This window comes from Halomonas sp. 3H, from assembly GCF_024206005.1.
GTDB classification, from domain to species: Bacteria; Pseudomonadota; Gammaproteobacteria; order Pseudomonadales; family Halomonadaceae; genus Halomonas; species Halomonas campaniensis.
In genome coordinates this window covers 12,665-37,812 of the sequence record NZ_CP100360.1, presented here as the reverse complement: position 1 = coordinate 37,812, position 25,148 = coordinate 12,665, and the positions used below count along the sequence as shown (strand labels likewise).

The following is a 25,148-nucleotide window of genomic DNA, read 5'->3' as shown; positions in this document are numbered from 1 at the left end:
CGCCAGTATGCCGGCTACTCGCCGCCGGGCGCCAGCCGGATGCCGGTGGGTTCCAGGGTGATCAGGCGCTGCTTGTAGAGCCGGCCGATGGCCTGCTTGAAGGCGTTCTTGCTCACCCCCAGCCGCGCCTTGATCTCGGCGGCCTCGCTCTTGTCCCCCAGCGGCAGGTAGCCGCCGCTCTCGCGCAGCGCCTTGAGTACCGCCTCGCCCACCACGTCAAGGCGCGCCGCGCCCGGGGGCAGCAGCGAAAGGTCCAGGCGGCCATCCTCGCGCCGGCGCTTCACGTAGCCGGTCAGGCGCTGGCCGCGGCGCAGCGGCCGGGTGACGTCGTCGCGATAGAGCAGCCCCCAGCAGCGATGGTCGACCACCGCCTTGAACCCCAGGTCGGTCTGCTCGGCGATCACCAGGGTCACCTCGTCCCCCGCCGCGAGCCCAGGGGCCTCGTCGGAGACGAAGCGATCGAGCTTCTGGGAGGCCACCGGCCGCCCCTGCTGGTCCTCGTAGATCCTCACCAGCACCCGCTTGCCCACGCTGGGCCGGAAGCGCTGCTCGCCGTAGGGCAGCAGCAGGTCCTTGGGATGCCCCCAGTCGAGGAAGGCGCCGGTCTCGTTGACGGTGACCACCTCCAGGTAGGCCACCTCGCCCACCGCACACTTCGGGGCACGGTAGCGCCGGCCAGCGGCGGGGCGTGGGGTGCGCGGGTCACGTGAATCGGACATGGAGGGCTCCCTGAACAGTGGGAATAAGGACGAGAGTGAGCGCTTACAGATCGCCGAAGCGATACTGGAGAAGACTCAGCGCCACCACCGGGGCGGTCTCGGTGCGCAGGATGCGCGGACCCAGCGAGAGCGGCGCGAAGCCGGCGGCGCGGGCGGCTGCCACCTCGGTTTCGGCGAGCCCCCCTTCGGGGCCGATCAGCAGCGCCGCGTCGGCCGGGGCGGCCTCGCGGTCCAGCGCCCCCCGCGGCTCGGCACCGGTGGCCGGGTGCAGCACCAGGCGCAGGGCCTCGTCGCGCCCGGCCAGCCACTCGGCCAGCGCCAGGGGGGGATGCACCGGCGGCACCCGAGCGCGACCGCACTGCTCGCAGGCGCTCGCGGCCACCGCCTGCCAGTGGGCGAGCTTCTTCGCCTCGCGCTCGCCCTTGAGGCGCACGTCGCCGTGCTCGGTGACGAGCGGGGTGATCGCTGCCACCCCCAGTTCCACGGCCTTCTGGATGGCGTAGTCCATGCGGTCCCCCTTGGAGATCGCCTGGCCGAGGTGCACGGCCAGCGGCGACTCGCCGCCGCCCGTCTCGACGGACGCGATGCGTGCCACCACCCGCTTGCGGCTCGCCTCCACCAGCACGGCATCGGCCTCGAGCCCCATGCCGTCGAACAGGCGCAGCGGGGCGCCCTCGCCCAGGCGCAGCACCCGGGCCACGTGCCGGGCCGGCCCCTCGGGCAGAACGACGTCGCCGCCGACGAGGAAGTCGGCGGCGACGTGGATGCGCGGAGCCTTCATGACCATCGGCAATCCGTTACTGGGTGGTCTGGGCACCCTGCTGCTGGGCCTGCTCGGCCTCGCGCTTCTTCTTCTGGGCGTAGATCGCCTCGAAGTTGACCGGCGCCAGCATCAGGGGCGGGAAGCCACCGCGGTTGACCAGGTTGTCGATGCACTCGCGGGCATAGGGGAACAGCACGTTGGGACAGAAGGCCCCCAGGGTGTGGTCGAGCTGGGCGCCCTCGAGGCCACCGATGCGGAACAGGCCGGCCTGCTCGATCTCGGCCAGGAAGGAGGTGGTGCCCTCCTCGCTGTGGGTCACCTGGGCGGTCACCTTGACCACCACCTCGTAGAGGCCTTCGCCCACCTGCTGGCTGGAGGTGTTGAGGTCCAGGCCGACCTTGGGCTTGAACGGCTGCTGGAACACCGCCGGGGAGTTGGGCGCCTCGAAGGAGATGTCCTTCACGTAGATGCGCTGCAGGGCGAACTGCAGCTGGGGCTTGTCCTGCTGGCCGGCGGCCTGGTTGCCGCTGCCGGCATTCTGGTTGTTCTCTTCCGCCATGGGAAAGGTCCTTTGAATCGGTGAACGGAGGTTACTTCTTGACGACCGGCAGGCCGTCGGCCTGCCACTGCATCATGCCGCCCTTGAGCTTGAGCGCACGGGGGAAGCCGGCCTTGGCCAGCTTGGCCACGGTGACGCCCGACGACTGGCCGGACTTGCAGACCACGATGATCGGCTTCTCCTTGACCTTGTCGAGCTCGCCCAGGCGCTCGTCGATGCGGCTCTGGGGAATGTTGCGGGCGCCGGCGATGTGGCCGGCCTTGAAGTCCCCGGCCTCGCGGGTATCCAGCACCACCGCATCCTCGCGGTTGATCAGCTGGGTGGCCTCGCTGGAGGTCACGCCGCTGGCGGCGCTGTTGCGGACTTCGTAGGCGATCCAGGCAGTCAGCACCAGGAGGAAGGCGCCCACCAGCAGCGGGTGATTCTGCACGAATTCAAACAGCTGATCGATCATGGGTCCGGGTAACTCTTGTCTCGGTGCACGAAGGATGATGGCCGGCGCCGCCGGGGCCGCCATCGAACGGCAGCCAGTATACACGATGCGTCGACGGGCCGCGGGCCCGGAGGCCCCGGCCATGACGCCCGGCAGTGCCGTGCGATATGATGCCGCAAGCAGATGCAAGTCGCGACCCCGATGACCGCGCCGTGTCGACAGCGGGTCGCCCACGACAACGAGGCCCTCCCCATGACCGACACGACTTCCACCCCGCGCCCGGTGGCGCTGATCATCCTGGACGGCTACGGCCACAACCCCGACGCTGCCGACAACGCCGTGCTGGCGGCCCGCACCCCGGTGATGGATCGCCTCCAGCAGGAGCACCCCGCCACCCTGATCCACACCGACGGCCGCCACGTGGGGCTGCCGGACGGCCAGATGGGCAACTCCGAGGTCGGCCACATGAACCTGGGGGCCGGGCGCGTGGTGTACCAGGACTTCACCCGGATCACCAAGGCGGTGGAGGACGGCGACCTGGACACCATCGCCGCCCTGACCGCCCCCATCGATGCCGCCGTGGCGGCGGGCAAGGCGGTGCACCTGCTGGGGCTGCTCTCGCCGGGCGGCGTGCACAGCCATGAGGACCACTTCCTTGCCATGGCCGAGCTGGCCGCCCGCCGCGGCGCCCGGCGCCTCTATGTCCACGGCTTCCTGGACGGCCGCGACATGCCGCCCAAGAGCGCCCTGGCCTCGCTGGAGCGCGTCAACGCTCGCCTGGCCGAGCTGGTGGGCGCCGACAATGGCTTCGTCGCCTCGATCATCGGCCGCTACTACGCCATGGATCGCGACAACCGCTGGGATCGGGTCGAGAAGGCCTATCGCCTGCTCACCGAGGGGGTCGGCGAGTTCGAGGCCGTCAGCGCCGAGGAGGGGCTGCGCGCCGCCTACGAGCGCGACGAGACCGACGAGTTCGTCAGCGCCACCAGCGTCCGCCCGGGCGGCACCCCGGTGGTGCTCGAGGAGGGCGATGCGGCCATCTTCATGAACTTCCGCGCCGACCGCGCCCGGGAGCTGACCCGCGCCTTCGTCGAGGAGGCCTTCGACGGCTTCGAGCGCCGCGTGTGGCCCCGGCTCGCCGCCGATGGCCTGGTGATGCTGACCCAGTACGCCGCCGACATTCCCGCCCCGGCGGCCTTCCCCCCGGCTGACCTGCACAACACCCTGGGCGAGGTGATGGAGCAGCGCGGCCTGACCCAGCTGCGCATCGCCGAGACCGAGAAGTACGCCCACGTCACCTTCTTCTTCTCGGGGGGGCGTGAGGCCGAGTATCGGGGCGAGACCCGGGTGCTGGTGCCCTCCCCCCAGGAGGTCAGGACCTACGACGAGAAGCCCGAGATGAGCGCGGCCGAGGTGACCGACCGGCTGGTGGCCGCCATCGAGTCCGGCGACTACGACCTGATCGTCTGCAACTACGCCAACGGCGACATGGTGGGTCACACCGGCAAGTTCGACGCCGCGGTGAAGGCCATCGAGGCGGTGGACGCCTGCGTCGGCCGGGTGGTCGAGGCCATCGAGAAGGCGGGTGGCGCCTGCCTGGTCACCGCCGACCACGGCAACGCCGAGCAGATGGTCAACCCCGAGACCGGCAACCCCCAGACCGCCCACACCACCTTCGACGTGCCGCTGATCTATGTGGGCCGGCGCCCGGCGCGGCTGAAGGCCGACGGCAGCCTGTGCGACATCGCCCCGACCCTGCTGACCCTGATGGACCAGCCGATCCCGGAGGAGATGACCGGCCGCGTGCTGATCGACTTCGACTGAGCGGATGGCACCGGGGCAGGGAGGCCAGCGGATGGCAAGGGCAGTCGCGACGCTGGGCATGCTGCTGCTGGCCCTCTGCCTGGCCGCCCCGCTGGCCGCCCAGCCCAGCGAGCGCCAGGCCCGGGAGCGGCTCGACGCCCTCGGCGAGGAGATCCAGGGCATGTCGCAGCGGCTCGGCGCCACCCGGGACGCCCGGGACGATGCCGCCCGGGAGCTGCGCGAGGTGGAGACGGCCCTGGCCGAGACCCACCGTCGCCTCGACGCCCTCCAGGCGGAGCGCCGCGAGCTCGACGAACAGGTCACCCGCCTGGAAGCACAGCGCGATGCCCTGGAGGCGGAGCGGGCCGAGCAGGTGGCGGCGCTCAATGCCCAGCTCGACGCCCTCTACCGCCTGGGCCTCACCCCCCAGCTCAAGCTGCTGCTCAACCAGGACGATCCCGCCCGCCTGGATCGCCTGCAGCACTACCTCAACCGCCTGGCCAGGGCCCGCAATGAGCGCCTCGACGCCCTCGCCCGGCTGGACGACGCCCTGGCCGACAACCGGCGCGAACTCGAGGCCCGCGGCCAGCGCCTCGAGGCGCTGGCCGGAGAGCTGGCGAGCCGCAGCAGCGACCTGGCCGCCCAGATGCGCGAGCGCGCCGCGCTGGTGGCCGACCTGGACGCCCGCCACGCCACCGAGGAGGCCCGGCTGGTCGAGCTCGAGCAGGACCGCGCCCATGCCGAACGGGTGCTGCGCCAGGTGCAGGAGGAGCTCGCCCGCCTCGAGCGTCCACCGCCCTCCACCGCCATCGAGCAGACCCGGGGCGACCTGCCCTGGCCGGTGCAGGGCAACGTGGCATCGCGCTTCCGGGCCGGGGACGGCGTGCACCGCAACGGCATCCTGATCCAGGCTGCCGAGGGCACCCCGGTGCGGGCCGTGCATGCCGGCCGGGTGGTCTTCGCCGACTGGATGCGCGGCTTCGGCAACCTGCTGATCGTCGACCACGGCGACCAGGTCATGACCCTTCACGCCCACCTGCAGCACTTCGGTGTCGCGGTGGGCCAGGCGGTCGCCCGGGGCGATACCCTGGGCGGCGTGGGGGCGACCGGCGGCCATGGCCGCCCGGCCCTCTACTTCGAGGTGCGCCGCGGCGGCGACCCCATCGACCCCCAGTCCTGGATCGCCTCGCGCTGAGCGGGTGTTTCCCTGCCCGGGCCGGCCGGGCTATGCTGGTCGCTCACCGTCCCGGAACAGCGGAGATCGCATGACCCCAGCGCTTCCCTTGCCTGGCAGGACCCGCCGCGCCCTCTCGCCGAGGCGCCTGCTGGCCCCCCTGCTGTCCGTTGGCCTGCTGGCCCTGCTCCTGTCGGCACCGGCAACCGCGGCGACCGACGACCTGCCGGTGGAGGAGATCCAGACCTTTGCCGAGGTGTTCGAGCGCATCAAGCGGGGCTATGTGGAGGAGGTCGATGACGGCACCCTGCTGCGCAATGCCATGCGCGGCATGCTCAGCGAGCTCGACCCCCACTCCGCCTATCTCGACCGGGAGGAGTTCCAGAGCCTGCGCGAGTCCACCCAGGGGGAGTTCGGCGGCATCGGCATCGAGGTCGGCCTGGAGGATGGCCAGCTGACGGTGATCACCCCCATCGACGACACCCCCGCCTCCCGGGCCGGGCTCCAGGCCCGCGACCAGATCCTGCGCATCGACGATGCCCCCACCGAGCGGCTCTCGCTGCAGGAGGCGGTCAACCTGATGCGCGGCGAGCCGGGGACGGCGATCGAGCTGACGATCCTGCGCCGCGGCGAGAGTTCGCCCCGCACGGTCACCCTGACCCGCGAGGTGATCCGTACCGAGAGCGTGCGCAGCGAACTGCTGGAGCCGGGCTACGGCTACCTGCGCATCAGCCAGTTCCAGACCCGGACCGGCGACCAGGTCGGAGAGCACATTCGCCGCCTGGAGCGCGAGGCGCCGCTCAGCGGGCTGGTGCTCGACCTGCGCAACAACCCGGGGGGCGTGCTGCAGGCCGCCGTGGCGGTGGCCGACGCCTTCCTCGACGGCGGCCTGATCGTCTACACGGAAGGTCGATTGCCGGACACCGAGATGCGCTTCAGCGCCGCTTCCCAGACCGCCGCGCCCGACGTGCCCCTGGTGGTGCTGATCAATGGCGGCAGCGCCTCGGCGGCGGAGATCGTCGCCGGCGCCCTGCAGGACCAGCGCCGCGGCGTGGTGATGGGCACCGAGAGCTTCGGCAAGGGCTCCGTGCAGCAGATCATGCCGCTGGGCAACGGCGAGGGGCTGAAGCTGACCACGGCGCTCTACTTCACGCCCGGCGGCCGCTCCATCCAGGCCCAGGGCATCGCCCCGGACGTGGAGGTGGTGCGCGGGCGTGTCGAGGTCACCGAGAGCAGCCGCCAGGTGCGCGAGGCGGACCTGGAAGGGCACCTGCGTTCCCGCGACGCGCCGCGGGAACGCAGCGAGCTCAGCGAGCGCCTGCGCGAGGACTACCAGCTCGGCGAGGCCCTCAACCTGCTCAAGGCGCTCAATGTCCTGAGCCAGCGGGAACGCTAGCGCCACCCTGCCGGCAGCTGGCCGGCAGGCGCCCCCGCTGGCCGATCGCCTGCTGCATCAGCAGGTGCTTGAGGGGGCCCAGCCGGTCGACGCCGTTCATGCCCAGGTTGCGCGCCAGGGTCAGCGCCGGATGGCGAGCCCCGAACAGCAGCCGGAAGCCATCCATCAGCGCCAGCATGCCGGCGTTGTCGCCCCGGCGGCGGCGGGCATAGCGTGCCAGGATGCGTTCATCGCCGGGCGACACCCCGCGCCCCATGGCCAGCAGCAGCTCCTCGGCCAGTACCGCCGCGTCCATCAGCCCCAGGTTCACCCCCTGGCCCGCCAGGGGGTGGATGCTGTGGGCGGCATCTCCCACCAGAGCGAAACCGGGCAGCACATAGCGTTCGGCGTGGCGCTGGGTCAGCGGCACCGCCAGGGCCTGGTCCACCACGGTCACCTCGCCCAGGCGCCCGTCGATGGCGGCGGCGAGCTCGCGGCCCAGCGCCTCCGGCGCCAGGGCCACCAGGCGCTCGGCTTCCGCGGGCGAGGTCGACCAGACGATGGAGCAGTGCTGCCGCTCGCCGCCTACCCGCAGCGGCAGGAAGGCCAGCGGTCCGGTGGGGAGGAAGGCCTGTCGCGCCACCTCGCCGTGGGGCCGGGCGGTCCTCACCGTGGTGACCACCGCCATATGGCCCGTCTCCCGGGCGCTCACCGCGATGCCCGCCATCTCGCGCAGCGGCGAACGGGCGCCATCGGCGGCCACCACCAGCGGCGCCGCCAGGTGCCGCCCGTCCTCGAGGATCACCTCGCGGCCCTCGCCTTGACCGCCGCGTCGCGCCTCGAGCCCGGCCACCCGAGCGCCCAGGAAGACGCGCACCGTCGCCAGGTCGGCCAGCCGGGCCTCGAGGGCCGCCAGGGTCACGTCGTTCTCGACGATATGGCCCAGCAGCGGCACTCCGGCCTGGTCGGCCGAGAAGCTCACCGACCCGCTGCCCTGGCCGTCCCACACCTGCATGCCGCAGTAGGGGCTGACGCGCCGCGCCGCCATCCACTCCCAGGCGCCCAGCCGCTCCAGCAGCCGCTGCGACACCGGGGTCAGGGCGCTGACACGCAGGGCGGGATTCCCCCTCCCCACGGACTCGGCCTCCAGGGGTGCCGGACGGGCATCGACGAGGGCGACCCGCCTGCCCGCCTCGCCGAGCAGGCAGGCCAGGGCCGCTCCGACCATGCCCCCGCCGACGATCACCGCCTCGAATGCCTGGCTGTCACTGTGCTTCATTGCCTCTCCTCGCTGCTGGCGGCCATGGCGCTCCACGCCCGGCTGCCGCGGTTGTCCTGAATCACCTCGGGCATCAGCGCTCCAGCCCCATGGCCCGGCGGGCCAGCCCGCGCCGCAGGGGGCCGGCCAGGTTCAGGCCGACCAGCCCCGCGGCCCGGGCATGGGAGAGCAGCGCGCTGTCGATGCCGAACAGCCGGATCAGGCCGTCACTGAAGCGGATCACGCTGTCGCGATCTCCCCCCCGCCGCGCCTCGAAGGCCTCCATCACCTCGACGCTGCCGGGCGCATCGCCCTCGGCCTGCCCCGCCTCGATGGCCGCCACCAGATCCATGACGCCACGCAGGGCCAGGTTGAAGCCCTGGCCGGCCACCGGATGCAGGGCATGGGCCGCATTGCCCAGCACGGCGAGCCCAGGGCGCACCGTCTCCCGCGCGGTGACCAGCGACAGAGGATAGGCATGGCGGGTCCCCACGCGACGGAAGCGGCCGGCGCGGTCGCCGAAGGCGCGCTGCAGCTCGGCCAGGAAGTCTCCCTCGGAGAGCGCCAGCCGCCGGGCCTCCTGCCCGGCGGCATGGGTCCAGACCAGCTCCATGGCCTGGCCCCGCAGCGGCAGCAGCGCGATCGGGCCCTCGGGCGTGAAGCGCTCCCAGGCCATGCCGCGGTGCGGCTCGCTCATCTCGACGCTGGCGATCAGCGCGACCTGGTCGTAGGGCTGGGCATCGCTCTCGATGCCCAGCTGCTCCTTGAGGCCGGAGCGGCCGCCATCGGCCAGCACCGTCAGCCCGGCATGGAGACGGCCGCCGTCGGAGAGCCGCAGCCGATATCCCGCATCGCTCGGCCGGATCGACTCGACCCGGGCCGGGCAGTGCCACGCCAGCGGCACCTCGGCCAGCCGACGGTGCAGCACCCGGCCCATCCAGGCATTGGGAATCACGTGGCCCAGTGCCTCGACGCCCAGATCATCGCTGCGCAGCCGGGTCGCGCCGAAGCGCCCCTGCTCGCTGACATGGATCTGGCGGATCGCGGCAGCCTGCTCGGCCATGGCCGGCCACAGCCCTATCGCCGCGAAGTGCAGGGCGGAGCCGCGGGCGATGGCGCTGGCCCGGGCATCGAAGCTGGGCTGCCAGGGCGCCGCCACCTGGTCGAGCAGCGGAGCGGCCTCGATCACCGCCACCGAGAGGCCCGATCGCTCGATCAACGGCACCAGGGCACAGCCCAAACTGGCCCCCACCAGGCCGCCGCCGATGATGGCGATATCCACCCGCCGCTCTTCTGTCTCATGGGCCGCCTGGGCTCTGGTCATGGCGTACCGCGCCTCCCGATATCGTAACGTACATTACATAATGTCATGCTCAAGACCTTCCGGGGTGATCACGCCTTGCGCATCAGGGCCTCGATCTCATCCACCCGCTTGGGCACCCCGGCGGTCAGCACCTCGTGGCCGTCGGCCGTGACCGCCACGTCGTCCTCGATGCGGATCCCGATGCCGCGGAAGGCCTCGGGAATATCGTCCTCGACGGGCACGTAGAGGCCTGGCTCCACGGTCAGCACCATGCCCGGCGCCAGGGGTCGCGGCTCGCCGTCGCGGCGGTAGCCGCCCACGTCGTGCACGTCGAGCCCCAGCCAGTGGGAGGTGGAGTGGAGGTAGAAGCGCCGGTAGCTCTCGTCGTCGATCCGCGCCTGCACCTCTCCCTCGAGCAGGCCCACCCCGATCAGCCCCTCGGTGAGGCCACGCACCACGCCCTCGTGGATCGCGGCCAGGGTGACGCCGGGGCGCACGGCGGCCACGGCACGCTCCTGAACCGCCAGCACGACCTCATAGAGCGCCCGCTGGGCATCGCCGAAGCGGCCGGAGACGGGGAAGGTGCGGGTGATGTCGCCGGCGTAGAGGTCGAACTCGGCGCCGGCGTCGATCAGCACCAGTTCGCCGTCGCCCAGCGCGTCGCGGTTCTCGATGTAGTGCAGCACACAGGCATTGGCGCCGCTGCCGACGATGCTCGCGTAGGCCGGGCCGCTACCGCCCTGCCAGCGGAACTCGTGCTCCAGCTCCGCCTGCAGCTGGTACTCGGTGAGGCCCGGACGCGCCGTGTGCATGGCCCGCCGGTGGGCCCGGGCGGAGATCTCGGCGGCGTGGCGCAGCAGCGCCAGCTCCGCCTCGCTCTTGATCAGCCGGGCCTCGTGGAGCAGCGGTGACACGTCGGCCAGCGCCTCGGGAGGGCGCGCCCCGTGACGCACCCGCGCCGCCAGCTCGCTGCGCACCTCGTCGGCCAGGGCCATGGCCTCGCCGTCGGCCAGCGGCAGGTAGAGGGTCCGGCGACCGTCGAGCAGCGCCGCGAGGCGCTCGTCCCGCTCGGCATTCTCGAAGGCCTGGTCCCCGCCATGTTCGCGCACCGCGCCGTCGGCCCCCAGGCGGATGCCCGTCCAGGCCTCCATCAGCGGGTTGCGGTCCTGGCAGAAGAGTACGCTCTCGCCCTCCTCGCGGCCCGGCAGCAGCAGCAGCAGGGCGTCCGGCTCGGGAAAGCCGGTCAGGTAGTGGAAGTCGCTGTCCTGCCGGAAGGGGTACTCGCTGTCGCGGGAACGGGTCACCAGGGAAGCCCCCGGCAGCAGCACCGCGCTGTCGGCGGGCAGGGACGCCATCAGCGAGCGGCGCCGGGCACGGAACTCGTCGAGGGTGATCGGGGCGGGGCGGGGCAGGATCTCGGGCAGCATCGCGGCTCCTGTCGGTATCGGGATCAGTATAGGGGCAGTGGGCGCCCTCAGTGGCGGGTCGGGGCCTCGGCGCTCTCGACCTGGGGCTTGCCGGGGTGCTGCTCGGTGTAGAGCAGCATGGCGGCCATGCGCACATGCTCGGTCAGGGCGAAGAGGTCACCCTCGTTCTCGGGGCTCTCCTCCAGGTCGGTTTCCATCCCGGCGAGCCCCGCGAGGTCCTCCAGTGCCTCGCGCAGCGCCGACGACCAGCCCTGGCGCGGGGCGTCACCGGCGTCCTCCACGACCTCCAGGAAGCCCAGCGTCCACTCCTTGAGCGCCTGGGCGCGCTCGGCCAGGGAGAAGAGCTCGTCGGGCAGCAGCGGCTCGTAGCCGAGCTCCGCCGCGGAGAGGGCCTCCAGGGTCTGGCGCCGCCAGGCCAGGAAGCGCTCGGCGCTCGGCTCATCGCGCGGCTGCTCGACCCCGAGGGTCAGGCAGACCTGCTCCAGCCAGGCGTCGGGGGGCAGGTCATTCAGGGCCAGCCCCGCGCAGAGCCGGCCGTCGAGGAAGGCCGGCGACTGCATGCTGCCATGCAACAGGAAGAGGTCGGCGATGGTCGAGAAGTCCTGGCGTTCGTTGATCAGTGACATGGGGAATCCGTACTGGCGTCGTGCATGGGGAGAGCCGCGGGGGATGCGCCGGGCCGAGCCCGCGTTGACCGCCCGAGAAGGGCTCTCTTATAGTGGGGTGCGAATCGATTCTCCCCATGGATGTTAACGCATCGGACCCCCGGGACGCGCGGCCATTGCCCCGCCCGCCGGGCCGAGCCGGAGCCCCCCAATGACCGATGCCACGCGGCCGACCACCGACATCACCCTGCTGGGACGCAGCTACGTCATTGCCTGCCCGCCCGACGAACAGGAGAAACTGGAGCGGGCCGCCCGCTACCTGGACCGCGCCATGAGCGGCATCCATGCCCAGAACAACCTGCTGGGCACCGAGCGGATCGCCATCATGGCGGCCCTCAACATCGCCCACGAGCTGCTCGAGACCCTGGATACCCAGCGCGCCGGCGAACAGAGCCTGGATGCGCTCAGCGCGCGCCTCGAGCAGGCCCTCGCCGATACGCCGCGCCGCTGATCGCCGCCGGATTCCGTTGGCCGGCCCATTCCGGCTCTGGTACGATGAAGTCGTTCCCTGGGGTGTTTGCCAGTCGTTATCGTCCCTCGAGCCTATGCGCAGTACCCAGGGGGCCACATGCTAGCCGGACCCGTGTGCATGTCCGCGCGTCGGAAAGCCTGACGGTTCGGCTGCGGCCACCCACCTTGAACCACTGGGTTCAAGGGCCAGAACGACAGCGGCACTCTGGGGAACCTCGTCTGCCATGACCCACCTCATGACGACACCTGCCGCACCCCTCTCCCTCGACGCCTTCGATGGGTCACGCCAGGCCCTGCGCCGTGAACTCCGCCATCGACGCCGCCGCCTGACGCGCGAGCAGCGCCGGCTGGCCAGCCGGCGACTGTGTCGCCGCCTGAGGCGCCTGCCGGAAGTCCAGCGCGCCCGGCGCGTCGCCCTCTACCTGCCCAACGACGGCGAGATCGATCCCACGCCACTGATCGACTGGCTGGAGCAGCGCCGCGCCCGTGTCTACCTGCCGGTGCTCCGCCCGCTCTCGCGCAACCACCTGTGGTTCGTGCACTACCACGCCGGCACTCCCATGGTGACCAACCGCTTCGGCATCCCCGAGCCCCAGGCCCGCCATGGCGCCCATCGCGCCAGGCGCCTGCCCGCCTGGGCCCTGGACCTGATCCTGCTGCCGCTGGTGGGGTTCGACGATGCCGGCCAGCGGATGGGCATGGGCGGCGGCTTCTACGACCGCACCCTGGCCTTCACCCGCCGGCCGGGCCCCCGGCCACGCCTGATCGGCCTGGCCCACGACTGCCAGCGTGTCGAGCGCCTGCCGGTGGCCCCCTGGGACGTGCCGCTGGATCTCATCGCCAGCGATGCCCGGGTCGTTCGCCCCCGAGCCAGGCGGTGACCCCAACGACGCGGGGGCCGATGCCGGTGGCATCGGCCCCCGCGGGGCGTGCTCTGGTCATGGCGCTGCCGGCCGGATTCAGGCTCAGTTGCCCACCAGCGCCTGGGCATAACCGGTCGCCACGACGCCAATGCCGAATACCAGCACCAGTGCCATGACCAGATCGGGCTTGCGCTTCATCGTCGACTCCAGGAGGGAAGGGTTACCACATGCCACCCGCGCCCGAAGGGGGAGCGGCGTCGCAACGACTATAGGGCCAGTCCCCCGGGTATGACAACTGCCGTTTCAACGGTGTTACATATCTAAACACACGGTTGGCCGGGGCTGCGGCGCGAGTCAGTGCTCACCTCGCCATGGCTGGAGGCTCGCTCATGCCATGAACAGGCGATAGGCGGCGTTGTCGCTCTCCTTCCAGTAGCGATAGCCGATCTCGTCGAAGTGCTCCTCGACGTGGGAGCGGTCGCCGTTGGGGATCTGCATGCCCACCAGCACGCGGCCATAGGCGGCCCCGTGGTTGCGGTAGTGGAACAGCGAGATGTTCCAGTCGTGGGGCAGGTGGGTGAGGAAGTTCATCAGCGCCCCGGGGCGTTCGGGAAACTCGAAGCGGTAGACCTCCTCGTCGAACTGCTCCTTCGGGCGGCCGCCGCCCAGGTGGCGGATGTGCAGCTTGGCCAGCTCGTTGTCGGTGAGGTCCTCCACCGGGTAGCCCGCCTCGCGCAGCCGGTCGATTACCGCCTGGCGGTCTTCGCCGCCGGGCTTGACCTGGACGCCGACGAAGATATGGGCGCTCTCCGGGTCCGCATAGCGGTAGTTGAACTCGGTCACCATGCGCTTGCCGATGGTCCGGCAGAACTTCTTGAAGCTGCCCGGCTGCTCCGGGATGGTCACCGCCAGGATCGCCTCGCGCTGCTCGCCCAGTTCGGTGCGCTCGGCGATATGCTGCAGGCGGTCGAAGTTGGTGTTGGCGCCGGAGTTGATGCACAGCAGGGTCTGCCCCTCGGCGCCGGTCTGCTGGATGTACTTCTTGAGGCCCGCCAGCGACAGGGCCCCGGAGGTCTCGGCGACCGCGCGGGTATCCTCGAAGATGTCCTTCACCGCGGCGCACATCTCGTCGGTATTGACGGTGATGACGTCGTCGATCAGGTCGCGGACGATGGAGAAGGGCACCTTGCCGACCTGGGCCACGGCGACCCCCTCGGCGAAGACCCCCACCTGGTCGAGGGTGACCCGCTTGCCGGCCGCCATGGCGGCCTTGAGGCAGGCGCTGTCCTCGGACTCGACGCCGATCACCTTGATGTCCGGACGCAGGTACTTGACGTAGGCGGCCACGCCGGCGATCAGGCCGCCGCCGCCCACCGGCACGAAGATGGCATCCAGCGGGCCGGCGTGCTGGCGCAGGATCTCCACGGCCACGGTGCCCTGGCCGGCAATCACGTCGATGTCGTCGAAGGGCGGGATATAGGTGTAGCCGTGCTCGGCGATCAGCTCCTGGGCATGCTCGGCGGCCGCGGCGAAGGCGTCCCCCTTGAGCACCACCTTAGCCCCGCGGGCGCGCACCGCCTGGACCTTGATCTCCGGCGTGATCCGCGGCATCACGATCACCGCCTTGACGCCCATCAGCTTGGCCGCCATCGCCAGGCCCTGGGCATGGTTGCCGGCAGAGGCCGCAATCACGCCCCTGGCCTTCTGCTCCTCGCTGAGCTGGGCCATCTTGTTGTAGGCCCCGCGAATCTTGAAGGAGTAGACCGGCTGCAGGTCCTCGCGCTTGATCAGGATGGTGTTGTGGAAGCGGCGGGAAAGAAAGGGGGCCGGGGAGATCGGCGTTTCCCGGGCGGCTTCGTAGACCCGGGCCTGGAGAATCTTCTTGACGGTAGCTTCGAGCATCCTGATATCCCAGAGGCGTGACGCGGGGCGGCAGACGGTTGCTGCACTGCAGAGAACCCCTATTGGTAGCATCCCGGCCCACATGGCGTCCAGCGCATCCACTGCGCTCCTCGAAGCGAGAGGCGCAGGGGACAGGCCGAAGAGGGGGTCCTATGCCAGGGGTGAGGAGCACTGCTCCGAACGGGCGGGCCATGGATGGCCCGCACCGGCCCTGCAAGCGGCGCAGGATGCGAGAGCGCCGCAGGGCATCGGTAGCGCCCAGGGAGGGGTTCACAGCGCCCCCTCGCAGGCCTGTCGCCGGATCAGCCTCGAGTTTCCAGCCGTTCAGGATCGAGCCTCATCGGCAGATGGGTCCGGCTGGCCTATAATGGCGCCCGGCTTCCTGCCCCATCCATTCCGCCGATTCACCCCACCCAAGGAGCGCGCCCCATGACCCAGGACGAACTGAAGGACGCCGTCGCCGCGGCCGCCATCGACGAGATCACGCCCTGGCTCGAGCGCGATACCGTACTCGGCATCGGCACCGGCTCCACCGCCAACCGGTTCATCGACCGGCTCGCCAGGCTGCGTGACGACTTCAAGGGCGCCGTGGCCAGCTCCGAGGCCAGTGCCGAGCGGCTGCGCGGCCACGGCATCGAGGTGTTCGAGCTCAACAGCGTGGGCACCGTCCCCTTCTACATCGACGGCGCCGACGAAGTGAACGCTCACCTGCACATGATCAAGGGCGGCGGCGCGGCCCTGACCCGGGAGAAGATCGTCGCCGCCTGCGCCGAGCGTTTCATCTGCATCGCCGACGCCTCCAAGAAGGTCGAGCGGCTGGGTGAGTTCCCGCTCCCGGTGGAGGTGATCCCCATGGCGCGCTCCTACGTGGCCCGTGAACTGGTCAGGCTCGGCGCCGACCCGGTCTACCGCGAAGGGGTAGTCACCGACAACGGCAACCAGATCCTCGACTGCTTCGACTTCATGATCGACGACCCGGTGGCCATGGAAGCCAGGATCAACGCCATCGTCGGCGTGGTCACCAACGGCCTGTTCGCCGCCCGGGGCGCCGATGTGCTGCTGCTGGGCGCCGAGAGCGGCGTGACTCGCCTCACGCCCGCCTGACGCCCCAGGGGGGTGGGCGCCGCTATAGTGAGCGCTCACTTCGCAGGAAGAAGGCGCGCCAGGCCCTCCAGGGTGCGCTCCAGCGCTCCGCGGTTGGCCGCCACCACGGCGCGGCCCGCCTCCCCCAGCCGGCGCCGCTCCGCCTCGTCGGCGAACAGCCGAGCCAGGGCGGCGGCCAGCGCGGCCTCGTCGGCCACCTCCACCAGGGCATCGGCCTCCCGCAGCACCTCCGCCACCTCCACGAAGTTGGCAAGCTCATGGCCGGTGAGCACCGGCACCCCCAGCGCCGCCGGTTCCAGCAGGTTGTGACCGCCGATCGGCACCAGGCTGCCGCCCACGAAGGCGAGATCCGCCGCGCCATACAGCGCCAGCAGCTCCCCCATGGTATCGCCCAGGTAGACCGCCGCGGTGGCCGCCGGCCACTCGTCGCGGGAACGGCGCGCCGCTGGCATTCCCGCCTGCCGGCACAGCGCCGCCACGGCCTCGAAGCGCTGGGGGTGACGGGGCACCAGCACCAGCAGCGCCTCGGGGAGGGTCTCCCGGAGCCGGGCATGAGCGGCCAGCAGCAGCGCCTCCTCGCCCTCGTGGGTGGAGCCGGCCACCCACACCGGGCGCTCGCCCAGCCGAGTGCGCAAGCGCTCACTTACCTCGCGCGCCTCGTCATCGCAGGTGATATCGAACTTGAGCGAGCCCACCACCGAGGTACGCTCGGGCGCCATGCCCAGCGCCGCGAATCGCTCGGCGTCGGCGGTGGACTTGGCGGCCAGCCAGTCGACGCCGGCCAGGGCCTCGCGCATCAGCGGGCGCAGCCGTCGATAGCCGCGGAAGGCCCGCGGTGAGAGGCGCCCGTTGACCACCGCCACCGGCACGCCGCAACAGTGACAGGCGTGAAGCAGGTTGGGCCACAGCTCGGTCTCGAAGAACAGCGCCAGTTCGGGGCGCAGGCGCTCGACGAAGCGCGCCGCCGCGGCGGGGAAGTCCAGGGGCACGAAGCGGTGGACCAGCCGCCCGTCGCGGCGGGCCTCCGCCAGGGCCAGGGCGCGCTCGGCGCCGGTGGCGGTCATGGTGGTGAGGGTGAGGCGGTGCCGGGGATAGCGGTCGAGCAGCGCCTCGATCAGCGGGCGGGCCGCCTGCACCTCCCCCACCGAGGCGCAGTGGAGCCACAGCATGCGCTCGCCGGCTGGCGTCTCGGGAACCTGTCCCAGGCGCAACTCACGGGGGTTGGTGAGTGCATGCTCACGGCGCAGGCGCCGCCATGCGAGCGGCGCGACCAGGTGCAATGCCGCCGAATAGAGGTCCCGGGCCCAGCCCATCAGGTCTCGCGATCGAGGATGGTGGAGATCATCGCCGTGGTGGAGACGCCGTCCTCGAAGCCCAGCACCCGGACCTCGCCGCCGGCCTCGCGCACCGCCTCACCGCCGGCGATCTGCTCGGGGCGATAGTCGCCCCCCTTGACCAGCACGTCGGGCAGCACCGCCTCGATCAGCCGCTGGGGGGTGTCCTCGGCGAAGGGCACCACCCAGTCCACCGCCCCCAGGCCAGCCAGCACCTGCATGCGCCGGGCCAGGGGGTTGATAGGCCGCTTGGGCCCCTTGAGGCGCACAATGGAGGCGTCGTCGTTGACCGCCACGATCAGGCGGTCGCCCAGCTTGCGGGCCTGCTCCAGGTAGGCGACATGGCCGGCATGGAGAATATCGAAGCAGCCGTTGGTCATCACCACCCGCTCGCCCCGGGCCTGGGCGGCGCGCACCGCCTCGATCAGCGCCGGCTCCTCGATCACCCCGAACTCGGCCAGCTTGTCGCCCTGCAGGGCGGTGTAGAGCTCGGCGATGGAGAGAGTGGCGGTGCCCGGCTTGGCCACCACCAGGCCGGCGGCCAGGTTGGCCAGGGTCATCGCCTCAGGGAAGCCATGGCCGGCCGCCAGGGCCAGGCCCAGCACGCCGATCACGGTATCGCCGGCGCCGGTGACGTCATAGACCTCCCGGGCCCGGGTCGGCAGGTGCAGCGGCTCGTGTCCCTCGCGGATCAGGGTCATGCCCTTCTCGCTGCGGGTGATCAGCAGCGCCTCGAGCTCCAGCTCGGCGCGCAGCGCCTCGCCGCGCGCGGCCAGCTCGGCATCGTCGCGGCAGTGGCCCACCACCGCCTCGAACTCGGTCAGGTTGGGGGTGATCACGCTGGCCCCGCGGTAGCGGGTGAAGTCGCTCCCCTTGGGGTCCACCAGCACCCGCTTGCCGCTGGCCCGCACCAGGCGGATCAGCGCCTCGACCCGATTCAGGGTGCCCTTGCCGTAGTCGGAGAGGATCACCAGGTCACAGGCCGGCAGGGCCGCCTCGACCCGGGCCAGCAGGCCCGAGGTGTCGACCTCGCCAAGCCCCTCCTCGAAGTCCAGGCGAATCAGCTGCTGGTTGCGGCTCATCACCCGGAGCTTGGTGATGGTGGGAATTCCTGGGCTGCGATCGAAGTGAGTGCTCACTCCGGCGCTCTCCAGTCGGGCCACCAGGCGGTCGGCATTGTCGTCGGCACCGACCAGGCCGGCCAGGGCGGCATGGCCGCCCAGCGAGGCGATGTTCAGCGCCACGTTGGCCGCACCGCCGGGGCGATCCTCGGACTCCTCGACCCGCACCACCGGCACCGGCGCCTCGGGGGAGATCCGCGAGGTGCCACCGTGCCAGTAGCGGTCGAGCATCACGTCGCCCACCACCAGCAGGCGCGAGTGTTCCAGGGCGGTCAGGTCAAGTTTCATCGGCGGGGAACTCCCTCTCCTTGTGGGCCTGGACGTGCCGCAGCACGGCCTCGAGCCGCTCGATCACATCCTCGGCATGGATCAGCGACATGGCATCGGGGTGGCGAACCCGCTGTCCCCACGGGACCTCCTCGAGATCCTTGTGCAGGTAGCTCCGCACGGCATCCGGGTAGCGGTCGACCACGAAGTCTCGCCAGCAGTAGGGGCCGGCGCGATCGGGATTGGTGGTGGCATAGAGGCCGACCACCGGGGCGCCCAGGGCATTGGCCATGTGCACCGGCCCCGAATCGGGGCCGATCACCGCCCGGGCCCGGGCGATCAGCGCCAGCAGCCCCTTCAGCGAGGTTCCGCCGATGGCGTCGATCACCGCCTCGGGCTGGCAGAGCGCCTGGATGCGCTCGCCCATCTCGCGTTCCTGGGTGCTGCCGCCGCCGGTCAGCACCGTCCGGAAGCCGTGCTGGGTCCAGGCGTGCTCGATCACCGCCGCATAGCCCTCGGCGGACCAGTTGCGGAAGTTGCGCAGGCGCGGATTGGCACAGGGGCTCGTCAGCAGGTAGGGCGATTCGCCGGTGAGGGAGGCGGCCTCGTCATGGGCCGAGGGCGGGATCGACAGGTCCCACCGGGGCGTCAGGTCCTCCACGCCGAGCAGCCGGGCGAAGTCCAGGAAGGACTCCAGCACGTGGGCCCGTGGATGGGGGGCCAGCTGGCGGTGGGTGAACCAGTGCTGGGCATCCTTGGCCCGCGCCTTGTCGTAGCCGACCCGCACATCGGCCTTGAGCCCCAGCGACAGCACGCTGGCCCGCAGCGCCTGCTGCATGTGCAGCAGCACGTCGAAGCGCGTATCGGCCAGCTCGCGCCACAGCGCGCGCATGCCGGAAAGCCCCGAGCCCTTGTCGTAGACCACGAACTCGACCCCGGAGAGGCCGGCCAGTAGACTGTGCTCGCCCTTGCCGATGATCCAGGTGATGCGCGCCTCGGGCCACTGGCGCTGCAGGGCACGAACCGTCGGCACCAGGTTGCACACATCGCCCAGGGCGGAGAGTCGCAGCACGCCGATGTGCCGGGGTTGGGCGGGCAGAGGATGCTTCATGCGCTTGGCAACATTTCGGACGGGAAAGACATCCATTCTATATGATGCGGACAGTTTATGTGACGCCGGGGAGGCGCCACAAATCGGCCCGCACCTGGTCGACCCCGACCACTGGCGTCACGCCGGCCGCGTCATCGGCGAGGCCCCCGGCCGGGGCGCCAGCCTGTTCCTCGACGCCGGCGCCGGTGGCGAATGGGTGCTGCGCCCCTACCGCCGCGGTGGCCTGGTGGCCCGGCTCAATGCGAGCCGCTACCTGTGGACCGGCCTCGAGCGCACCCGCGCCTTCCGGGAACTTCGCCTGACCGCCGACCTGCATGACCGCGGCCTGCCGGTGCCTCGCCCCGTCGCTGCCGGCGTGACCCGCCATGGCCCGATCTACGAGGCCGCCCTCGTCACATGCAGGATTGCCGAGGCCCGCGCCCTGGCTAGCCTGCTGGAAGGCGATGAAACCGATGACGACCTGCTGAAGCGCGTCGGCGCCACCATCCGCCGCTTCCACGATGCCGGCCTCGACCATGTCGACCTCAACGCCCGCAACTTGCTGATCGATCGGGATAAAAAGGTCTGGCTGATCGACCTGGACCGCTGCCGGCTGCGCCGTGACGGTGCCTGGAAGGCCCGCAACCTCGAGCGGCTGGCACGGTCGCTGGCAAAGTTCGGCGCCCCGGAGGCCATGGCGCCGATCCGGCGGGGCTATGGGAACAGCTAGCCCAAGCGGGTAGCGGAGTACTCCTCGATCAAGCCCGCCACATGCGCCGCCAGGGTGAAGTCTGCCAGCACTCGCTGGCGCGCCGCCTTGCCGAGCCGCGCGCGCACCGCCGCATCGCCCGCCAGTTCGGCCATCGCCGCGGACCAGGCATCGGCGTCCTCGGGGGCCGCCAGGCGCCCGGTTCCGGCATCGAGCAGCTCGGGAATCGCCCCGCTGTCGCTGCCGATGACCGCCTTGCCGGCGGCCATGGCCTCGATCACCGTCAATCCGAAGGCCTCGTTGCGCGAGGGCACGCAGACGATGTCCAGCGCCTCGAAGAGTCGCGGCAGGTCACGGCGAAAACCGGCCAGGGTGACCCGGGACGCGAGTCCCAGCTCGGCCAGGCGGGTCCTCAGCCGTGCCACGTAGGCCTCGTCGCTGCCCTCCTCGGCCCTCAGGCCGCCGATCAGCACCCCGTGCCAGGCCGGCGCCGTCTCGTCCAGGCGGGCCAGGGCCTCGATCCAGACCCCCTGCCCCTTGCCCGGCGTCAGCCGACCCGGCAGACCGATGGCCACGGCGTCCTCGGGCACCCCCAGCTCGCGGCGCAGCGCGGCACGCTCCCGATCATCGAGGCGCGGCGCGTAGGGTTCGGGGTCGATACCCAGGTAGAGCCGGCGAATCCGCTCGGCCGGCAGCGGGAAGGCCGCCAGGTTGCGCTGTCGGGTCGTCTCGCTGATGGAGAGGAGCCGGGTCACGCGCCCATAGGCCCAGCGGTGATAGGGGTCCTTCTTGGGCCGGGTGACGCCCATGTGGTCGGTGAAGAAGAGCCTGAGCGACGGCCGCAGCGTTGCCAGCAGCGCCCCCAGGCGCAGGTCGCTGGACTTGTGGCAGTGGATCACGCCGATATCGTGCGCCTTCAGGTAGCCGAGCAGGCGGCGGGCGGCCAGCAGCGCCCGCCCCTTCGACGGCACGGTGAGCGGCGTGACGCCAGCCTCGCGGAAGCTCTCCGCGACCCGGGAGCCGGCCAGCGCCAGCCCATGGGCCTGCCACCCCTGGCGAGCCAGCTCGGGTATAATTCGTGACGGATACATTTCCAGTCCGCCCCAGCCGTTCGAGAGGCAGATATGCAGGACCTTGCGCGACAAGGGGGTCTCCTTTCCGGTAGCGGGGCTCGGGAGCCCGGATGACTTCAACTTCCGCCGCCGCCCGCAGGACGCCTCCGCGCCTGCTGGTGGTGCGCAACGACAAGCTCGGCGACTTCATGCTGGCCTGGCCGGCGCTGGCCTGCCTCAAGGCGGCCGAACCGCAGCCCCATGTCAGCGTGCTGGTGCCCGCCTACACGGCGCCCATGGCGCGACTCTGCCCCTGGGTCGACCGGGTGCTGATCGACCCGGGCGAGGATGCCGACCGCCGCGAGCGCCGGCGGCTGCTCGCCGAGGTAAAGGGAGAGCGCTTCGATGCCCTCCTCACGCTGTTCTCCACCCCGCGCATCGGCTGGCTGGGCTGGCGGGCCAGGATTCCCCTGCGGTTCGCCCCGGCCACCAAGTGGGCGCAGCTATTCTACAACCGACGCCTCGTCCAGCGCAGGTCGCGTTCGGAAAAGCCGGAGTATCGCTACAACCTGGCGCTGGCCGAAGCGTTGCTGGACGAACTGGGCCTCGCCCTGCCATCGCCACCGACGCCCCCCTTCTGGCCACTTCCCGACGCCGAGCGAAAGGCCGAGCGCCGGCGGATTGCCGAGGAACTCGGGATCGACAGCCACCGCCCCTGGTGCTTCCTGCACGGAGGCAGCGGCGGCTCTGCCGTCAACCTCTCCCCTGCGCAGTACGCCGAGCTGGCCTGCCGCATCGAGTCGCATCTCGACGGGGCGTCGGCGCCGGTATGGCTGCTCACCGCCGGGCCGGGGGAGGAAGGGGTGGCCGAGGCGATCCGCGAGAGTATCGTCTCGGCGGGCCACACGGCCGAGCGGCTGCCGTCGCGAAGCGGCCTCGACGCCTTCGCCCGAAGCCTCTCGGCGGCCGACCTGTTCATCGCCGGCTCCACCGGCCCCCTGCATATCGCCGGCTGCCTCGACCTGCCCACCGCAGGCTTCTATCCGGCCCGTCGTTCGGCGACGCCGCTACGCTGGCAGACCTGCAACGCCGAGAAGCACCGGCTGGCCTTCAGCCCGCCGGAGCAGGCCGGGGAGCAGGACATGGGGAGCATCGACATTGACGCCGCTGCGGCGCAGATAGCCGCTCTTCTCACATCCAAACTCCGCCGCGAGGCATCAACATGACCCCGATTACCGGCATCGTTATTACCCTGAATGAAGAGAAGCGTATCGGTGACTGCATCGACTCCCTGTGGGAAGTGTGCGACGAAGTCATTGTCGTCGACTCCCTCAGCCAGGATGGCACGGTAAGCATCGCGGAGAGCAAAGGGGCCACTGTGCTGCTGCAGGAATACTTGGGTGACGGACCACAGAAGGCGTTTGGAGTCCCCCGTGCCAATAACGACTGGATCCTCGCCCTGGATGCTGACGAACGGCTGGACGAGGATGCCATAGAGGCTATTCGCACTCTTTCGCTGGATGATCCATCAGTGGCTTACAGCTTCAGGCGGCGCAATTTCTGTGGCCACCATTGGATCAAGGCCGCGGGTTTCTACCCCGATGACGTGGTAAGGCTCTACAACCGGACAATGTCGGGTTATCTGCCCAAGAAGGGACACGCCTCGGTGCAGGCCCCGAAGGTCAAGCGCACTGACGCCCATATCCGGCACTTCACCTACGAGAGTCTCTCTCACTGGATCCAGCGAATCGACCAGCTATCTACCCGCGACGCCTGGGCCATGAAAGAGCGCGGCGTTTCTCCCTCTTTCGCAAGACCGGCGCTGCATGCCTTGAGTGCCACCTTCCGCAAGCTGGTCCTCAAGGGAGGCGTATTCCAGGGCACCGATGGATTCACCGTCGCCATGACCACGGCATTTCATGCCTACATGAAGTACGCGAAGCTCAACGAGCTCCATGAGGCTGAAAGGCATGCTGAAGATGAGGCTCCGGCGTCCCCGCATCAGAAGGAGTAAGCTCCCCTCCTTTCCGCCTGCCGTCCTTGTTAAGCTGGGGTAAACCCATCCGATGATCCCCTCATGACCAGCCGCCTCCTGACCACACCCCTTCGCCAGCCACGCTGGTGGGCCCTGCTCGTCATCGGACTCTGCATCGGCCATGCCACCGTGGCCGTCACCCGACTGCCGCCCTGGGGCCTGGTACCGGTCGCCGCCGCCTGGCTCGGGCTGGGCTGGCTGCTGCGCTGGGGCGCTCCACGGCATTCCCGCCGGCCCGCCAGGGTCTGGCCCTGGTCGCTGTTGCCCATCGCGCTCTGGGGGCTCTACGTCTACCTGGCCGACAGCTTCGGGATCGTCGATCTGGGGGCGATCTTCTTCCACCTGCAGGCGGGCATGTCGGACCACGGCGGCACCGACCGCCTGCTGGCCGCGGTCCTCTATACCCTGTCGATGGCGGCCCTGCTGGCGTCCTTCACCTGGCTGGTCCGCCGCGACCACCGCTGGCGGCTGGGTGAGCGGCTGCTGGCCCTGGTGCTGCTGGCCAGCAACCCGCTGTTCTACGGAATGACCCAGCGCGGTGCGGCCATCGTCACCGATGACGGCGCCTGGCTGGATCGCCGCTATGTCCCGCCGGCGATCCGCGAGGCCCCAGACGCTCCCCCCAACCTGCTGCTGCTCTACCTGGAGAGCATCGAACGCACCTACGCGGACCGCGAGCGCTTCGGCGATGCCTACGCCCACCTGGACGCCATCGGTGAACGGGGTCGGGTCTTCGAGGCGGTCCGCCAGATCGAGAACACCGGCTGGACCATGGCCGGGATGATCGCCAGCCAGTGCGGTACGCCACTGATGCCTGCCGGCCTGCTCCACGACAGCCAGTTCGAGCCGCTGGGCCGCGTCGTCCCCGGCGTTGACTGCCTCGGCGACGTGCTGGCCGGGCAGGGCTATCGCCTCGCCTACCTGGGCGGTGCCAGCAAGGCCTTCGCCGGCAAGGGGATCTTCTATGAGGACCATGGTTTCGAGACGGTACTGGGCCGGGAGGAGCTCGCCCCCCGGCTCGAGGACCCCGACTACGTCAACAACTGGGGACTCTATGACGACAGCCTCTACGACTTTACCGTCGAGGAGATCAGGCGCCTGGAGGCCGAGGGCGACGGTCCCTGGGGCGTGGTCAACCTGAGCCTCGCCGGCCACGCGCCCAACGGCTATCCGTCCCAGGCTTGCCGAGAGCGCCAGGGGGAGTTCGACGGCCAGGACATCCTCTACTCGGTGGAGTGTTCGGCCTGGCTGGCACGCGACCTGATCGAGCGACTGGACGCGGACGGGCTGCTGGACAACACCCTGGTAGCGATCGCCAGCGACCACCTGACCATGCGCGTTTCCGTCTGGGACGAGCTGACCCAAGGCGAGCGTGACAATACCTTCATGCTGCTCGGCCCCGGTATCGCGACCGGCACCCGCACCCGCCGTGAATCCTCCATGGTCGACCTCTTCCCGACACTCCTGGAGGCCATGGGCTTTGTCATCGACGAGCATCGCGCCGGCCTGGGGGTCTCGCTGCTGTCCCCGGCTCCCACCCTGCTCGAGTCCCACGGCCAGGCCGACCTGGCAGCCCGCATGCACGAGGAGACGGCACTGCAGCAGCGCCTGTGGGAGGGGCTGGTGCCGGAGCGTCGTGAGGAGGAACCCGCCCCTCAGGAGCAGGTCGTGGAAGCCCCCGAGGACGCAACCGGCGAGGCGCCCGCCGAGGTGCAGTGACG

At 70.7% G+C, this 25,148-nt stretch carries 23 protein-coding genes and 1 other RNA gene; 11 read left to right on the top strand and 13 right to left on the bottom strand.

All coding sequences use genetic code 11. From position 1 onward, the window contains the following. Positions 1 to 14: 14 nt before the first annotated feature. The 4 genes from NFC98_RS00165 to NFC98_RS00150 are packed head-to-tail and all read right to left on the bottom strand — an operon-like array spanning position 15 to position 2,495. Positions 15 to 719, bottom strand: a complete 705-nt coding sequence (locus NFC98_RS00165; protein WP_254276263.1) for a S1 RNA-binding domain-containing protein — start codon at positions 717 to 719, stop codon at positions 15 to 17. A gap of 43 nt (positions 720 to 762) precedes the next feature. Next, positions 763 to 1,506: a 16S rRNA (uracil(1498)-N(3))-methyltransferase gene (locus NFC98_RS00160; protein ID WP_254276262.1), complete on the bottom strand. Its 744-nt coding sequence runs from the start codon at positions 1,504 to 1,506 to the stop codon at positions 763 to 765. A 10-nt stretch (positions 1,507 to 1,516) separates the two neighbouring features. Then, positions 1,517 to 2,041, bottom strand: coding sequence for a protein-export chaperone SecB (gene secB / locus NFC98_RS00155; protein WP_183329863.1), 525 nt, complete (start codon positions 2,039 to 2,041; stop codon positions 1,517 to 1,519). A 31-nt stretch (positions 2,042 to 2,072) separates the two neighbouring features. Then, positions 2,073 to 2,495 carry a rhodanese-like domain-containing protein gene (locus tag NFC98_RS00150; RefSeq protein WP_183329864.1) on the bottom strand — a complete coding sequence of 141 codons (423 nt, stop codon included), beginning with the start codon at positions 2,493 to 2,495 and terminating at the stop codon, positions 2,073 to 2,075. A 231-nt stretch (positions 2,496 to 2,726) separates the two neighbouring features. Here NFC98_RS00150 and gpmI point away from each other — a divergent pair, with 231 nt between their 5' ends. The 3 genes from gpmI (at position 2,727) to NFC98_RS00135 (ending at position 6,847) form a co-directional block, all read left to right on the top strand. Further along, positions 2,727 to 4,298 (top strand): 2,3-bisphosphoglycerate-independent phosphoglycerate mutase, encoded by a 1,572-nt coding sequence (gene gpmI / locus NFC98_RS00145; protein ID WP_254276261.1) that lies wholly within the window; start codon positions 2,727 to 2,729, stop codon positions 4,296 to 4,298. Between the two features lie 58 nt (positions 4,299 to 4,356). Then, on the top strand, positions 4,357 to 5,472 hold the full coding sequence (locus NFC98_RS00140) for a murein hydrolase activator EnvC (protein ID WP_254277751.1): 1,116 nt from the start codon (positions 4,357 to 4,359) through the stop codon (positions 5,470 to 5,472). Between the two features lie 70 nt (positions 5,473 to 5,542). Continuing rightward, entirely contained in the window at positions 5,543 to 6,847 is a 1,305-nt protein-coding gene (locus tag NFC98_RS00135) for a S41 family peptidase (protein ID WP_254276260.1), read from the top strand. On the opposite strand, the gene NFC98_RS00130 is transcribed toward NFC98_RS00135, so the two are convergent. From NFC98_RS00130 to NFC98_RS00115, 4 genes are all read right to left on the bottom strand, one after another. After that, positions 6,819 to 8,105: a UbiH/UbiF/VisC/COQ6 family ubiquinone biosynthesis hydroxylase gene (locus NFC98_RS00130; RefSeq protein WP_254276259.1), complete on the bottom strand. Its 1,287-nt coding sequence runs from the start codon at positions 8,103 to 8,105 to the stop codon at positions 6,819 to 6,821. The genes NFC98_RS00135 and NFC98_RS00130 overlap by 29 nt on opposite strands. Before the next feature lie 73 nt (positions 8,106 to 8,178). Further along, complete coding sequence (gene ubiH / locus NFC98_RS00125) at positions 8,179 to 9,408, bottom strand: 2-octaprenyl-6-methoxyphenyl hydroxylase (protein ID WP_254276258.1); 1,230 nt, start codon at positions 9,406 to 9,408, stop codon at positions 8,179 to 8,181. Positions 9,409 to 9,476: 68 nt separating this feature from the next. After that, positions 9,477 to 10,814: a Xaa-Pro aminopeptidase gene (gene pepP, locus NFC98_RS00120; protein WP_254276257.1), complete on the bottom strand. Its 1,338-nt coding sequence runs from the start codon at positions 10,812 to 10,814 to the stop codon at positions 9,477 to 9,479. A gap of 47 nt (positions 10,815 to 10,861) precedes the next feature. Next, positions 10,862 to 11,440, bottom strand: a complete 579-nt coding sequence (locus NFC98_RS00115) for a UPF0149 family protein (RefSeq protein ID WP_254276256.1) — start codon at positions 11,438 to 11,440, stop codon at positions 10,862 to 10,864. A 190-nt stretch (positions 11,441 to 11,630) separates the two neighbouring features. On the opposite strand from NFC98_RS00115, the gene NFC98_RS00110 reads away from it, so the two are divergent. From NFC98_RS00110 to NFC98_RS00100, 3 genes are all read left to right on the top strand, one after another. Next, complete coding sequence (locus NFC98_RS00110) at positions 11,631 to 11,930, top strand: cell division protein ZapA (RefSeq protein ID WP_183329872.1); 300 nt, start codon at positions 11,631 to 11,633, stop codon at positions 11,928 to 11,930. Positions 11,931 to 11,981: 51 nt separating this feature from the next. Beyond that, a non-coding RNA gene (gene ssrS, locus NFC98_RS00105) (6S RNA) lies at positions 11,982 to 12,166 on the top strand. A 20-nt stretch (positions 12,167 to 12,186) separates the two neighbouring features. Then, a complete protein-coding gene (locus NFC98_RS00100; RefSeq protein ID WP_254276255.1) occupies positions 12,187 to 12,831 on the top strand; it encodes a 5-formyltetrahydrofolate cyclo-ligase in 645 nt (214 codons plus the stop codon). Between the two features lie 369 nt (positions 12,832 to 13,200). Here NFC98_RS00100 and ilvA read toward each other — a convergent pair whose 3' ends face one another. Next, a complete protein-coding gene (gene ilvA / locus NFC98_RS00095; protein WP_254276254.1) occupies positions 13,201 to 14,715 on the bottom strand; it encodes a threonine ammonia-lyase, biosynthetic in 1,515 nt (504 codons plus the stop codon). Between the two features lie 429 nt (positions 14,716 to 15,144). Between ilvA and rpiA the strand changes: the two genes are divergently transcribed. Then, entirely contained in the window at positions 15,145 to 15,819 is a 675-nt protein-coding gene (gene rpiA, locus NFC98_RS00090; RefSeq protein ID WP_254276253.1) for a ribose-5-phosphate isomerase RpiA, read from the top strand. Positions 15,820 to 15,854: 35 nt separating this feature from the next. On the opposite strand, the gene waaA is transcribed toward rpiA, so the two are convergent. Genes waaA through NFC98_RS00075 form a run of 3 tightly spaced genes read right to left on the bottom strand, consistent with a single transcriptional unit; the run spans position 15,855 to position 19,652 of the window. Next, a complete protein-coding gene (gene waaA / locus NFC98_RS00085) occupies positions 15,855 to 17,132 on the bottom strand; it encodes a lipid IV(A) 3-deoxy-D-manno-octulosonic acid transferase (protein WP_254276252.1) in 1,278 nt (425 codons plus the stop codon). Continuing rightward, entirely contained in the window at positions 17,132 to 18,562 is a 1,431-nt protein-coding gene (gene hldE, locus NFC98_RS00080; protein WP_254276251.1) for a bifunctional D-glycero-beta-D-manno-heptose-7-phosphate kinase/D-glycero-beta-D-manno-heptose 1-phosphate adenylyltransferase HldE, read from the bottom strand. Before hldE ends, waaA begins: the two co-directional genes overlap by 1 nt. Next, positions 18,552 to 19,652, bottom strand: a complete 1,101-nt coding sequence (locus tag NFC98_RS00075) for a glycosyltransferase family 9 protein (RefSeq protein WP_254276250.1) — start codon at positions 19,650 to 19,652, stop codon at positions 18,552 to 18,554. Before NFC98_RS00075 ends, hldE begins: the two co-directional genes overlap by 11 nt. Here NFC98_RS00075 and NFC98_RS00070 point away from each other — a divergent pair. Next, on the top strand, positions 19,651 to 20,361 hold the full coding sequence (locus tag NFC98_RS00070; protein WP_254276249.1) for a 3-deoxy-D-manno-octulosonic acid kinase: 711 nt from the start codon (positions 19,651 to 19,653) through the stop codon (positions 20,359 to 20,361). The genes NFC98_RS00075 and NFC98_RS00070 overlap by 2 nt on opposite strands. On the opposite strand, the gene NFC98_RS00065 is transcribed toward NFC98_RS00070, so the two are convergent. Further along, positions 20,358 to 21,485, bottom strand: a complete 1,128-nt coding sequence (locus NFC98_RS00065) for a glycosyltransferase family 4 protein (RefSeq protein WP_254276248.1) — start codon at positions 21,483 to 21,485, stop codon at positions 20,358 to 20,360. The genes NFC98_RS00070 and NFC98_RS00065 overlap by 4 nt on opposite strands. A gap of 38 nt (positions 21,486 to 21,523) precedes the next feature. Between NFC98_RS00065 and NFC98_RS00060 the strand changes: the two genes are divergently transcribed. The 3 genes from NFC98_RS00060 to NFC98_RS00050 all read left to right on the top strand — a co-directional run bounded on the left by NFC98_RS00060 (position 21,524) and on the right by NFC98_RS00050 (position 25,146). Continuing rightward, positions 21,524 to 22,618 (top strand): glycosyltransferase family 9 protein, encoded by a 1,095-nt coding sequence (locus NFC98_RS00060; protein ID WP_254276247.1) that lies wholly within the window; start codon positions 21,524 to 21,526, stop codon positions 22,616 to 22,618. Further along, positions 22,615 to 23,406, top strand: coding sequence for a glycosyltransferase family 2 protein (locus tag NFC98_RS00055; RefSeq protein WP_254276246.1), 792 nt, complete (start codon positions 22,615 to 22,617; stop codon positions 23,404 to 23,406). The genes NFC98_RS00060 and NFC98_RS00055 overlap by 4 nt, the downstream gene beginning before the upstream one ends. Positions 23,407 to 23,469: 63 nt before the next feature. After that, the gene (locus NFC98_RS00050) at positions 23,470 to 25,146 is read left to right on the top strand and encodes a sulfatase-like hydrolase/transferase (RefSeq protein WP_254276245.1); all 1,677 of its coding nucleotides are present in this window, start codon (positions 23,470 to 23,472) and stop codon (positions 25,144 to 25,146) included. Positions 25,147 to 25,148: the final 2 nt, after the last annotated feature.

Coding starts and splice junctions, on each gene's coding strand:
- NFC98_RS00140 (WP_254277751.1), top strand. CDS start 4,357: ATGCTGCTGCTGGCCCTCTGCCTGGCCGCCCCGCTGGCCGCCCAGCCC.
- NFC98_RS00055 (WP_254276246.1), top strand. CDS start 22,615: ATGACCCCGATTACCGGCATCGTTATTACCCTGAATGAAGAGAAGCGT.
- gpmI (WP_254276261.1), top strand. CDS start 2,727: ATGACCGACACGACTTCCACCCCGCGCCCGGTGGCGCTGATCATCCTG.
- NFC98_RS00135 (WP_254276260.1), top strand. CDS start 5,543: ATGACCCCAGCGCTTCCCTTGCCTGGCAGGACCCGCCGCGCCCTCTCG.
- NFC98_RS00110 (WP_183329872.1), top strand. CDS start 11,631: ATGACCGATGCCACGCGGCCGACCACCGACATCACCCTGCTGGGACGC.
- pepP (WP_254276257.1), bottom strand. CDS start 10,814: ATGCTGCCCGAGATCCTGCCCCGCCCCGCCCCGATCACCCTCGACGAG.
- hldE (WP_254276251.1), bottom strand. CDS start 18,562: ATGAAACTTGACCTGACCGCCCTGGAACACTCGCGCCTGCTGGTGGTG.
- NFC98_RS00100 (WP_254276255.1), top strand. CDS start 12,187: ATGACGACACCTGCCGCACCCCTCTCCCTCGACGCCTTCGATGGGTCA.
- rpiA (WP_254276253.1), top strand. CDS start 15,145: ATGACCCAGGACGAACTGAAGGACGCCGTCGCCGCGGCCGCCATCGAC.
- NFC98_RS00150 (WP_183329864.1), bottom strand. CDS start 2,495: ATGATCGATCAGCTGTTTGAATTCGTGCAGAATCACCCGCTGCTGGTG.
- NFC98_RS00130 (WP_254276259.1), bottom strand. CDS start 8,105: ATGAAGCACAGTGACAGCCAGGCATTCGAGGCGGTGATCGTCGGCGGG.
- NFC98_RS00050 (WP_254276245.1), top strand. CDS start 23,470: ATGACCAGCCGCCTCCTGACCACACCCCTTCGCCAGCCACGCTGGTGG.
- NFC98_RS00070 (WP_254276249.1), top strand. CDS start 19,651: ATGCGCTTGGCAACATTTCGGACGGGAAAGACATCCATTCTATATGAT.
- NFC98_RS00165 (WP_254276263.1), bottom strand. CDS start 719: ATGTCCGATTCACGTGACCCGCGCACCCCACGCCCCGCCGCTGGCCGG.
- waaA (WP_254276252.1), bottom strand. CDS start 17,132: ATGGGCTGGGCCCGGGACCTCTATTCGGCGGCATTGCACCTGGTCGCG.
- NFC98_RS00060 (WP_254276247.1), top strand. CDS start 21,524: ATGACTTCAACTTCCGCCGCCGCCCGCAGGACGCCTCCGCGCCTGCTG.
- NFC98_RS00115 (WP_254276256.1), bottom strand. CDS start 11,440: ATGTCACTGATCAACGAACGCCAGGACTTCTCGACCATCGCCGACCTC.
- NFC98_RS00075 (WP_254276250.1), bottom strand. CDS start 19,652: ATGAAGCATCCTCTGCCCGCCCAACCCCGGCACATCGGCGTGCTGCGA.
- NFC98_RS00160 (WP_254276262.1), bottom strand. CDS start 1,506: ATGGTCATGAAGGCTCCGCGCATCCACGTCGCCGCCGACTTCCTCGTC.
- ilvA (WP_254276254.1), bottom strand. CDS start 14,715: ATGCTCGAAGCTACCGTCAAGAAGATTCTCCAGGCCCGGGTCTACGAA.
- ubiH (WP_254276258.1), bottom strand. CDS start 9,408: ATGACCAGAGCCCAGGCGGCCCATGAGACAGAAGAGCGGCGGGTGGAT.
- secB (WP_183329863.1), bottom strand. CDS start 2,041: ATGGCGGAAGAGAACAACCAGAATGCCGGCAGCGGCAACCAGGCCGCC.